The organism is Paenibacillus sedimenti (assembly GCF_014534655.1).
GTDB lineage: Bacteria > Bacillota > Bacilli > Paenibacillales > NBRC-103111 > Paenibacillus_E > Paenibacillus_E sedimenti.
In genome coordinates this window covers 262,122-273,823 of sequence record NZ_JACVVD010000010.1, presented here as the reverse complement: position 1 = coordinate 273,823, position 11,702 = coordinate 262,122, and the positions used below count along the sequence as shown (strand labels likewise).

The 11,702-nt window shown below is 49.5% G+C and carries 11 protein-coding genes and 1 rRNA gene; all 12 read left to right on the top strand.

The features are described from left to right. Positions 1-110 (top strand): 5S ribosomal RNA (rrf, locus tag ICC18_RS24915); the annotation flags it as partial. A 411-nt stretch (positions 111-521) separates the two neighbouring features. Continuing rightward, a complete protein-coding gene (gene chrB, locus ICC18_RS24910; RefSeq protein ID WP_188177142.1) occupies positions 522-1,106 on the top strand; it encodes a chromate efflux transporter ChrB in 585 nt (194 codons plus the stop codon). Further along, positions 1,103-1,636: a chromate efflux transporter ChrA gene (gene chrA, locus ICC18_RS24905; protein ID WP_282559208.1), complete on the top strand. Its 534-nt coding sequence runs from the start codon at positions 1,103-1,105 to the stop codon at positions 1,634-1,636. Before chrB ends, chrA begins: the two co-directional genes overlap by 4 nt. Positions 1,637-1,750: 114 nt before the next feature. Next, entirely contained in the window at positions 1,751-3,142 is a 1,392-nt protein-coding gene (locus ICC18_RS24900) for an extracellular solute-binding protein (RefSeq protein WP_188177141.1), read from the top strand. Positions 3,143-3,210: 68 nt separating this feature from the next. Beyond that, a complete protein-coding gene (locus ICC18_RS24895; protein ID WP_188177140.1) occupies positions 3,211-4,092 on the top strand; it encodes a carbohydrate ABC transporter permease in 882 nt (293 codons plus the stop codon). After that, entirely contained in the window at positions 4,092-4,913 is an 822-nt protein-coding gene (locus ICC18_RS24890; protein WP_188177139.1) for a carbohydrate ABC transporter permease, read from the top strand. Before ICC18_RS24895 ends, ICC18_RS24890 begins: the two co-directional genes overlap by 1 nt. A 260-nt stretch (positions 4,914-5,173) precedes the next feature. Continuing rightward, the gene (locus ICC18_RS24885; RefSeq protein WP_188177138.1) at positions 5,174-6,745 is read left to right on the top strand and encodes an ABC transporter ATP-binding protein; all 1,572 of its coding nucleotides are present in this window, start codon (positions 5,174-5,176) and stop codon (positions 6,743-6,745) included. Next, positions 6,742-7,863, top strand: a complete 1,122-nt coding sequence (locus tag ICC18_RS24880; RefSeq protein WP_188177137.1) for an ABC transporter permease — start codon at positions 6,742-6,744, stop codon at positions 7,861-7,863. The genes ICC18_RS24885 and ICC18_RS24880 overlap by 4 nt, the downstream gene beginning before the upstream one ends. Positions 7,864-7,881: 18 nt before the next feature. Next, positions 7,882-8,811, top strand: coding sequence for an ABC transporter permease (locus tag ICC18_RS24875; RefSeq protein WP_188177136.1), 930 nt, complete (start codon positions 7,882-7,884; stop codon positions 8,809-8,811). Between the two features lie 47 nt (positions 8,812-8,858). Further along, complete coding sequence (locus tag ICC18_RS24870; protein ID WP_188177135.1) at positions 8,859-9,344, top strand: nucleoside deaminase; 486 nt, start codon at positions 8,859-8,861, stop codon at positions 9,342-9,344. A gap of 534 nt (positions 9,345-9,878) precedes the next feature. Continuing rightward, positions 9,879-11,345 carry a factor-independent urate hydroxylase gene (gene pucL, locus ICC18_RS24865; RefSeq protein WP_312029600.1) on the top strand — a complete coding sequence of 489 codons (1,467 nt, stop codon included), beginning with the start codon at positions 9,879-9,881 and terminating at the stop codon, positions 11,343-11,345. Continuing rightward, on the top strand, positions 11,342-11,698 hold the full coding sequence (gene uraH / locus ICC18_RS24860; protein WP_188177133.1) for a hydroxyisourate hydrolase: 357 nt from the start codon (positions 11,342-11,344) through the stop codon (positions 11,696-11,698). The genes pucL and uraH overlap by 4 nt, the downstream gene beginning before the upstream one ends. The last annotated feature ends 4 nt before the right edge of the window (positions 11,699-11,702 follow it).

Genomic DNA, 11,702 nt, shown 5'->3' with positions numbered 1-11,702 from the left:
ATGATGGCGGAGGGGACCCACGCGTTCCCATCTCGAACACGACCGTTAAGCCCTCCAGCGTCGATGGTACTTGAACCGAAGGGTTCTGGGAGAGTAGAACGTTGCCAAGCACAATAAAGAGCCTTCTTGGGAGTAATCTCAAGAAGGCTCTTTTGCATTAATAATAGAATATCATAGCGGTTTCCCCATGGTACATTGGATTTCCTCCAATGAAATGACATTATTCCAAAGATCAAACAGCGTTTGATTGGAAATACTCCGATCAAATAGATCAATCGGCTCATTGCACAAAATCCAATAGAACCTCGAGACAGCTCGCGAACCCCGGGCAAGGCATGAGATGTCTCCTGCAGGCCGCTGATGCTACAGCGGTCTTTTTTCATGAACAATCAACTAAAAATATCAAGATATATTGTGATATTTACAAAAATTGCGGTATTAATCAAATAACTACACTAAAATTATATTACAATAACTATTAGTATAAGTGAGTGGGACAATTGAAGACTGGAGTGAGTTAAATGGAAAACGCATATGCTCAAATATGCATAGGCATGTTCCGCACGGGCATATTAGGCTATGGAGGCGGTCCGTCTATCGTGCCGCTGATCCGATATGAAGCTGTGACACGATTTCATTGGATGACAGATGATGAGTTCGGCGAGGTGCTGGCTATTGCAAATGCACTACCGGGGCCGATCGCAACGAAGCTTGCCGGGTATTTGGGCTATCGATTGAAGGGAACCTGGGGAGCTATGCTAGGCGTACTAGCCCATATCGCTCCGACTTGTATAGCAATGGTAGGGCTATACTCGTTCATTTATTTTTTCAGTACATCATTGATCATTAAAGGAATGATTGCAGCTGTTGTACCGGTAGTCGCGGTAATGCTCGGCGTGATGGCATACGAGTTTGGCGAGAAGGCGATTAAAGGCCTCGGCTGGTATGCGGGTATCGGCTTTTTTATACTTTCATTTTTACTTTTGCAGACATTATCCGTACATCCGGCAATCGTAATCTTTCTATTTCTGTTGTATGGCGCTTTCCATCATAAGCTCAAAGATAAGTGGAAAAGCAGAAAGTCGGAGAAAGGTGAAGGCGTATGATGGAATGGTGGCATCTGCTCGTCAGCTTTTTCCTGGCAAATGTGTTTGGATACGGGGGAGGGCCCGCATCGATTCCGCTGATGTATCAAGAGATTGTTCCGAATCATGGATGGATGTCTAACAGCGGATTTTCTAATATGCTGGCGCTTGGAAACGCATTGCCTGGACCGATTGCTACGAAAATAGCCGCTTATGTCGGCTATCAGGTTGCAGGCTGGGTGGGCGTTGTCATTGCTGTTGCCGCGACAGTCGTTCCATCCGTCATTGCGCTAATCATTTTGCTGAACATCCTGCAGAAGTATAAGCAGTCTCCGGTCATAAAAGGAATGACTCTTCTGGTTCAGCCGGTCATTGCTATCATGATGCTGCTGGTAACGTGGGGCAGTGTTATAGATTCGACGAAAACTATTGGATATTTGCAGTTCATAGGCATCGCGGCGGTCGCTTTTTATTTGATTCAAAAAAGAAAGATTCACCCTGCCTTTGTCATTGTGGCTGCTTTTGTTTATGGCGGCGTATTTCTATCATAGTACGGAATTTTATCCCTGTTTTATTAAAATGTAGGCCTATTGGCGTATCGAACGCGACCCTATAATTAAGTTGCAACGCATAGTTGTAACCAAAATCTAGGAGGGTCTAGAACGATGAATAAAAGTTTGACGCTTTCCCTTGCACTTGTTACAGGCGTTTCAGCCTTACTTGCCGGCTGCGGAGGCAGCAGCACTACAGGTTCTAAAGCGGAGCCAACCACATCAGCGGCAACAACGGCTGCTGCAGCAACAGCTACGCCTGCTCCGGCTAAAAAAGAAGAGAAATTTACCGTTTCGCTTCGTCACATTCAAATCGGTGAAGCGCAAAAATTTCGTAAAGCCATCCTGGACGATGTCGTTAAAAAAACAGAGAGTGAAATTCCTGGCTTGAAGTTCGAGCTGGACGGCGTTGAAGATCAAGTGAACCGTTTCACAAAGCTTCCTGCAGAAATGGCTGCCGGCAATCCTCCTAAGATTTTTGACTTGTTCGGAGGCGCTGGTGATGCGCTGAAGTTTGCTAAGGCTGGCCGCCTTCTTGACCTGACGCCAATCGTTACGGAGCTGGGAATCAAGGACAAGTTCCTGAACTTGAGCCAGTTTACGCAGGACGGCAAAATCTACGGTTTGCCGATCGGCGGCAGCTCGGAAGGCATTTACTATAATAAACCGCTGTTTGAAAAATACGGCATTAAAGTGCCGACAACATTTGCCGAGCTGGAAGCAGCCGCGGAAACTTTGAAGAAGAACAATGTAACTCCATTCGCCATGGGTTCCAAAGGCGCTTGGGTACCGAATATGTTAGTCAACACTTTACTTGGACGTTATGCGGGACCTGACATCGTGACAGGACTTCCGGCAGGTACAAGAAAATGGAATGAGCCTGAGGTTGTAGCAGCTTTCGCGAAGTATGAGGAATGGGTGAAGAAAGGTTATTTCACCAAGGGTGAGCTTGGCATGGAATATCCGGAGATGTTGAACCAATTCCTAACGGGCAAAGCAGGAATGATGTTTGACGGAAGCTGGAGATCCTCTGTTTTCAAAGACCCGGCCCAAGCCAAAGATCTAACCAACAAAGTAGGTTACATCACCATGCCGGCTGTTCCGAACGGTAAAGGCGATCAAACACAAGTGAACGGCAACTACTCTAATGGCTACGGCTTCTCCGCCGATTTGAACGAGAATGAGAAGAAGGCTGTGAAAGCATTTATCAAAAATATGTATAACGAAGAAATTCAGCTTCGCGGGCTGCTTGAAGATAACTTGCTGCCGTCGATGAAGCTTAACGATGCATCTATTGCTAAGGTTCAAGATCCGATTGTCAAAGAAGTGATGGATATTATCAAAAAATCCGGCGGGGCATTCTCCCACTTCGACTCGACCATTCAATCCGACGTTTATAAAGAAACGGAAGCCCAGATCCAGAAGCTGATTGGCGGTAAAGCAACTCCGCAACAAGTCGCGGACGCACTTCAAAAAGTTCAAGAAGCCGCTAACGCGAAGAAGTAAGCTAATTCAGGAGGTGCCGCCCGCCCAAGAGTGGGGCGGTGCCTTTTTTTCTCGGAAGGGTGGAAGCTATGAATCATACCATGAAAAATCCTGCAGTCTACCTTATGTTTATTGTGCCGTCGATTGCGCTGTATTTCCTGTTTTTCATTTATCCGATGCTGACGTCGGTATATTACGGATTTACGGACTGGAACGGTTTAGAAGAGCCTCGTTATATTGGTTTCGACAACTTTATGAAAGCCTTCGAGGATCTTGATTTCTGGAATGCGGTCAAGAACAATGTGTATTTCATCTTGTTTTCAGTGTTTATTCAAGTGCCGCTTATTATCTTTTTTGCCATTCTGATCTCAGGGGTCAAGAGACTGCAAGGACTATACAAAACGACCGTATTTATGCCATCGATTTTATCCACAGCGGTTATCGGTATTTTGTGGGGGTTTATATTTGAGCCTGAGATCGGCGCATTGAACAAGTTCCTCGGCATGTTCGGCATCGAGCCGATTTATTGGCTGGCTGATGAGAAATGGGCCATGCTTTCGGTGCTCGTTACGAACGCTTGGCAGTGGATGGGCTTTTACATTGTTCTTGTTCTTGCGGCGATTCTCGCTATACCCAAGGAGTTGGGGGAAGCGGCTGAGATCGACGGAGCCAACTACTATCAGCGTGCGACTTCCATAACGATTCCATTAATAAAGCCGATCATTTCCGTTGTCGTTATGCTTTCGATTGCTGGAGCGATGCGGGTCATTGAAATCGTGCTCGTGATGACGAACGGCGGGCCAGTCGGAGCGACAGAGGTTATGGCCTCTTACATGGTGACAAGAGCGATCAAATACGGCGAGTACGGATTCGGGACGGCTCTATCGATTCTGATTTTCGTCATTGCATTGCTGTTGACGGCTCTCTTTCAACTCACCGTCGGTAGAAATCAAGAGAGGATTGAATACTGATGGTTAAGAAACTGCTGCCCCATATCATTTTACTCGTGTATGTGGTGATCGTATTGATCCCTTTTGTATTCGTTGTGTTTTCGTCCTTGAAAGAAAGCAATGTCGATATTGCGGCGCATCCTTTTGTCTTCCCAAGCCAATTATATTTTGAAAATTACGTAACTACCTGGGTGAAGGCCAAAATAAGCGTTTATTTCTTTAACAGTGTTTACCTTTCGTTGTCCGCGGCGGTGACCGGGGTTTTCCTGGCGGCAGGAGCTTCTTTTGCCATTACGCGCATGAAATTTACCAGAACAAGCAAGGCGCTCTATCAGTTTGTTTTGATCGGGATGCTCATTCCAGGTAATGTGCTGTTTATTGCCCAGTATATACTTGTTAAGAATATGGGGATTTTGAATACCCATTGGTCGTTGTTTCTGCCCTATACAGCGGGCGCGATCCCGCTTAGCATCCTTCTCATTTCAGCCTTCATGCGGGCCATTCCGAATGAGTTGGAGGAAGCGGCTATCGTGGACGGCTTAAGTTCGCCGGGGTTATTTATCAGGATCATTTTACCTCTCACGCTGCCTGCGCTGGTGACGGTATTTATTATTAATTTCCTTGGCAACTGGAATGAATATTTGCTCGCTAACTTCTTTATCAGTAAAGATCAATTACGGACGCTGCCGACGGGGATGGTGCAATTCAGAAACGCATTCCAGACGAATTATGCGCTTATTAGTACTGGTGTGGTTTTTTCTGTAGCTCCGGTGCTCCTGATCTATGCATTTTTGCAAAAAACGATTATCGAAGGTCTTACGGCCGGCAGTGTGAAAGGATAAAGCATCTGAAGGTCGATGCGCTCCCGAAAGTTGGGGGCGTTTTTTTATGGGCTGAATCCGTATTTTTTACAAAATACAAAGAGTTGTTCGTCACTTCAACCAAATTGTGTGTGAGGTAAATTGACGTGGAAATTATTCGGGCGTTATAGTGAGGAGAAATCCTGAAGGCTTAGGCGGAAATCGAAGCAGCAGATTCCTTGTAATGGGAAGATGCTGTTTTGCACATATAGAATTAGAACAGGGGAAAGGATGGGGGGCTTATGGGGAACGAAGCAAGTTACTCGGTTGAGATGAAACGAATCGTCAAACAGTTTGGCCCCGTCACAGCCAACGATCATGTCGATTTCAAGGCGAAGGCAGGAGAGATTCATGCGCTGCTGGGCGAAAATGGTGCGGGGAAGAGCACGATGATGTGCATGCTCTCCGGCGTATACCGTCCGACAAGTGGGGAAATCCGCATCCATGGGGAGCCCGTGCGTATTCGATCACCGAAGGATGCAATGAAGCTCGGTGTGGGGATGGTTTTTCAGAACTTTCGGCTGGTGCAGACATTGACGGCTGCGGAAAATATTGTGCTCGGCGAGAAATCCGGTTTTCTGCGGGGCCCTAGGTGGATGAAGAATAAGCAGGAGGAGATCGAGGCGATCTCGCGGCGTTTTGGTCTGCCGTTTCCGGCAGACAGGCCGATTTGGCAGCTGTCGGTCGGCGAACAGCAGCGTGTTGAAATTGTGAAGACGCTGTATCGCGGAGCGGATCTCATTATTTTGGATGAGCCGACCTCGGTATTGACGCCGGGAGAGGTAGACCTGTTATTCGAGACACTGGACCGGCTGAAAAAGGAAGGTAAAACGGTCATCATGACTACCCACAAGCTGAAGGAAGTCATGCACGCCTCGGACAGCATCTCGGTCATGCGCAAAGGCCGGATGATCGCGACAATGGACAAAGCGGCAACGAACGAACGGGAGCTGGCCCAGCTTATGGTCGGCAAGGAAATGCTGGAGAGCCGCACGAGCGTGAGTGTGGGGACACCGGGAAAACCGATGCTGATCGTCAAAGGTGTGGATGTCTACGGGGATCATGGACGTAAAGCGCTGGACAGTCTGGATTTTCATGTCTGCGAAGGCGAGATTGTCGGTGTAGCCGGTGTTTCCGGCAACGGGCAGAAGGAGCTGGCTGAAGTGCTCAACGGACTGCGCGTTTGGCAGCAGGGCGAGGTACGGTTCGACGGTCATGAGCTGCGGAATGGTTCCGTACGCGGTGCTATTGAGGCCGGTATCGCCCATGTGCCGGAGAACCGCATGAAGAGCGGACTTGCGGGCAGTCTGGGGGCGGTTGATAATTTGCTTTTCAAGACGTATCGTTCCAAAGAGCGTTCGCGCTTTGGGATGCTCCGAACAGGCAGCAACAGGAGCTGGTCGCAGTCGCTTGTGGAGCGGTTCGACGTGAAGACACCGTCTATTGATGCTCCTGTACAGCAAATGTCCGGAGGGAACCAACAGAAGCTGTTATTCGCCAGGGAGATCGATCAGGATCCGAAGCTGATGGTCGCGGTTCATCCTACGCAAGGGCTAGATGTAGGCGCTTCTGAAGGCGTTCATCGATTGCTGGAAGAGCTGCGAAGCAAGGGGCGAGGGGTACTGCTCATCTCGGAGGATTTGGATGAGGTGATGCAGTTGGCCGATCGTATACTTGTGCTTTACGGCGGAAGTATCGTAGGCAACATCCCGCGGGAAGAAGCGGAACGCGAGCACATCGGTATGTTGATGGCCGGTCTCCGGGATCAAGATCATAGTCACGAAGCCGGCTCTCATAAGGAGGTTGCAAGATGAGTGACCCATCAACGGCGGGAGCTATCCCGGTGGAACAATCGCCGCCTAGGCGAAAAGCCAGGTTTCATCTGCCATATCGTTTTGAAATCGATTCTACCGGCCGAGAAAGTCCATGGTGGATGACGATCGTTTCAATCGCGCTTGCTCTACTGGTGTGCGGCGTATTTATTGCTCTGAACGGGATGAATCCGATGACAGTTTACGCCAAAATGCTAATAGGAGCGTTCGGCTCTTCCTTTGGCATTACAGAGACTTTCGTTAAGGCGATTCCCCTGCTTCTGTGCGGGATTGGGGTATCGATTGCTTATCGGATTTCCGTATGGAATATCGGTGCGGAAGGTCAGTTTCTTGCAGGCGCGATGGCGGCTACAGCCGTGACGATTTATTTTCCTCATCTACCGATGTACATATCGATTCCCTTCATGGTTGTTGCGAGTATTGCAGCCGGCGGTATTTGGGGGTTGCTAACCGCGATTCCTCGTACCTATTTTCAAGTGAACGAATTAATTACTTCTTTAATGCTGAACTATGTGGCGATGCTGGGGCTGAATTATGCCGTGTTCGGCCCGTGGAAAGATCCGAAGGGCTTCAACTTCCCGGGTTCCCCGATGTTTACGGCGGCGCAGTCGCTGCCCACATTTGGTACTTCGCGGCTTCATATGGGGGTCGTTTTTGCGATTGCTGCCGTTCTGCTTTACGCTTTTGTGATTCGCTTCACGCGATGGGGCTACGAGCTCCGACTCATTGGCGCGAATGGGGAAGCTGCAAGGAATGCGGGGATTCGCATTTCCAGACACGTGCTCGTCGTCATGATCATCAGCGGTGGGCTGGCAGGTCTTGCCGGTATGAGCGAGGTTTCCGGCATCGCACACCGGCTCATGTACGGAATATCTCCGGGCTACGGGTATACGGCGATCATCGTCGCATGGCTGGCGAAGTTGAATCCGGCAGGGCTTGTCATTTCATCCGTTCTTTTCGGCGGTCTTATTGTCGGCGGTTACAGTGTGCAAACGATTGGTCTGCCTTCGTCCATCTCTTCGATGATTCAAGGCGCTATTTTATTTTTCCTTATTGCAGGCGGAATGGCCGGGAAAATCAGGTTACGCCGTAACCGGTGAGAAAGGAGGAGGGCTAAGATGGATGCTGTAACACAAATTATTGCTGCCGCTGTTTCATCGGGCACGCCGCTGCTCATCGCTGTGCTGGGCGGCATTCTGATTGAAAGATCCGGCGTCATGCAGCTGGGCGCGGAAGGGCTGATGCTGATGGGCGCGGTGACCTCATGTCTCGTATTCATTCAAACGGACAGTTTGGCGCTGACCATTCTCTGTGTGCTTGCAGTAGGGGGCGTTCTCGGTCTCGTTCATGGCTTTCTCAGTATAACGCTGCGGGCCAATCAAGTGGTGAGCGGGCTGGCCATGACTTTGTTTGGTACAGGATTTAGTGCCTACCTGGGTAAAAAAGTCAGCGGACAGCCGATTCCGGGAGCTGTGCCGAAGCTGGATCTTCCATGGCTGGAGAATATGCCTCTGATAGGGGGCGTTTTTGCGCATATGGATCTTTTTACGTGGGTTAGCTTTGTGCTTGTGATTGGGATGCACGTATTCATTCATCGCACTTCGTGGGGGCTGCACTTGCGTGCGGTCGGGGACAATCCGGCGACGGCGGACGTTATGGGCATACCCGTCATGGCGATTCGCTATGGCTGCATCATCATCGGATCGATGCTCATTGGCATAGCAGGTGCTGATTTGCTGCTGGTCTACACACCGACGTGGAACGAAGGAATGACGGCCGGACGCGGCTGGATCGCGGTGGCGCTGATCATATTCGCCAGGTGGAATCCGGTTCGTGCGCTGGTCTGTGCTTACTTTTTCGGCGTGCTTGATACCCTTGGGTTCCGGGCGCAGCTGATCGGCAGCCATATTCCGTCTTATTTTTTGAAAATGATTCCTTACATCGTCACGATAGTGGCATTGATGTTCCTTGGCTGGCGAAATCGGAATAAACCGTCAGGCGCACCAGAGGCGCTGGGAGTTCCTTATATTCGAGAGCAAAGATTTTAACGGCATAAATATTAAATAATGAACATATATGGGAAGGGGGAGCTGTGGTGAGTGAGCGTGAAAGCCACATTCCGTATTTGAAAAGAAGTATAGAGCTGTCCCGGATGGCCAGAAAATCGGGGAATACGCCGTTTGGCGCGCTGTTAGCGGGGCAGGGTGGCGAGATTTTGCTGGAACAAGGCAATATCGAAATCACGGAGTCCAATTGCACGGGGCACGCGGAGACGACGTTAATGGAGGCAGCCTCCAAACGATTCAGCAAAGAAGAGCTGTGGGCGTGCACGCTATATACGTCGACTGAGCCGTGCGCCATGTGCGCAGGGTCCATTTATTGGGGCAATGTCGGTCGTGTCGTCTTTGCAATGTCGGAGAAACGGCTGGCGGAGCTCACAGGTGAAGATGAGCAGAATCCGACGCTGGATTTACCGTGCCGGGAAGTGTTTGCGAGAGGCACGAAAGCGATTGAGGTTATAGGACCATTTCCTGAGGTGGAAGACGAAGCTGTGGCTGCGCACGAGGGATATTGGTCGTAATGTATGTAGATAAACCGTCAGGATGGGATCCTGGCGGTTTTTTATGTTGATGTGTCGTGTTGGTCTCGCTCGCTCTGCCGCATGACGCCTCTACAGCGCCTCTTGTTCGCTAATACAGACCTTAGAGTCGCAAATAGAGTGGGGGAACTGCGCAAAAAGCCGATTAAAGAACAAATTTCCATAATTAACGAATATAATTCTTTAATTTAAGACTTTTATTATTTCTTCCATTATTTGGTAGATTCCTTTCGAATTTTGCGTCTAATCGTTCGCTAGTAGCGTCCTTTGGGACTACACGCCTTTTTAGGCTGATTGGAAAGCCTGAGCGCCGTTGAGGGATCCGGGTGTATTGAGGATGCTTACAGTGCGGGTCCAGGGTGGCATCTTTGTATTTTCACAAAAAAACAATAAGATGTTATGAAAGTTTACAAAGTTGCGTCATGTAAATTGACCCGATAGCGGGACGGATTTACAATGAAACAAATTCTAATAAAGAGCTTGTTGAAAATGCCAAGAACTAGAGGTGATTTGGTAGTGAAACTCACAGTGAAAGATGTGAATGCGCTGGATCAAGACGGTTTCGTTCACGCCTTCGGCCCCCTCTTCGAGCATTCGCCTTGGATTGCGGAGCGTGCTTGGGGTTCGGCGCCTTTTGCCGGATTTCAAGATTTAATCAGCGCTTTGGAACGGGAGGTATGGCGTGCAAGCAAGGATGAGCAGCTCTCGCTGTTACGGGCTCACCCTGATCTGGGAACGCGGGTACGAATGACCGATCATTCCGTGAAAGAGCAATCCGGTGCCGGATTGAATCAGCTGTCGCCTGAAGAATATGAACAGTTTCTCGCGTTCAACAAGCAGTATACGGGGAAGTTCAAGTTTCCTTTTATTATGGCGGTCAAAGGCCAGACCAAAGAAACAATTCGCGAGGCCATCAGACTTAGGATTGAACGGGATATGGAAACGGAGTTAGGGAAGGCGCTGCAAGAAGTTTGTAAAATCGGGCGTTTTCGTTTGGAACCTATGATCACTAGTGAAGCGGAGGAACAGGCAATGAAGACGAATGGATCAGATCGAATCATGTATTACGGTAAAGGTGACGTATGGGTATATCGTTCCTATGCGAAGCCTCTTACAAATGTGACGTTAATTCCGGAATCGGGTTTTACAGGGCGGGACAATATTTTGTTCGGGATGAACATTAAAATAGCCGTCAGCGGCGAAAAGTTTTTCACTTCCTTCTCAGAAGGCGACAACTCGCTGGTCGTTGCGACGGATTCGATGAAGAACTTCATTCTCCGTAAAGCGGGGGAATATGAAGGGGCTACGGCGGAGGGCTTTCTGGAGTTTGCAGGACGCAAGTTTCTTGAGACCTACCCGCAAATGACGGGGGTCAAGATGACGGCGGATCAGGTGCCTTTTGAGGTGCTGCCGGTGCCAGGGAACAATGGATGGACTGGAAGCAATCTGGTATACCGTTACTCGCAGAACGAGCATCCGACGGCTCTGATCGAAGTGGTGCGGACGGAAGAAGGGATATCGGTCGTTCAGCACTCGGGCGGGGTGGCCGACCTGAAATTAATTAAGGTGAAAGGTAGCTCTTTCGCAGGCTTCGTTAGAGACGAGTATACGACGCTTCCGGAATCGTACGATCGTCCGTTATTCATTTTTCTGGATATCGCTTGGAATTACGAGGATGTTGCCGATGCTTTGGATGCTGATCGTGGCGGCTATGTGGCGGCAGAGCAAATACGGGACATTGCGCATACGGTATTCCATGAACAACACTCGCCGTCCATTCAGAATCTCATTTATCGAATCGGACAGCGTGCGCTGACACGGTTCCCTCATCTGAAAGAGATTTGGTTCGAATCCAATAACCGTACGTGGGAAACGATTTTGGAGCAGGTAGCAAGCGGTGAGGGTAAAGTGTTCACGGAACCGCGGCCTCCGTATGGTTTCCAAGGATTTTCCATGACGAAGCGTGATCTGGAGGGACTATGAGCGCTGGGTTGACGACGCATGTGCTGGATATTAGCGGCGGATGCCCCGCAAGCGGAGTTCGAATCGACTTGTTCCGGCTTCAAGACGGGAAGTCTACGCTGCTGCGGACAGAGCGGACAAATGCCGACGGACGCGTGCTGGGGGCGATGCTTGGCGGGGAAGAATTTACGCCGGGCGTTTATGAACTTGTATTCCATGTAGGGGAATATTTTCGCGGACGCGGTGCGGAGCTTGCCGAGCCTGCTTTTTTGGATGAAGTGCCGGTGCGTTTCGGGATTTCGAATCGGGATGCACATTATCATGTGCCGCTTTTGATAGCGCCTTGGGGCTATAATACTTATCGCGGAAGTTGAGAAG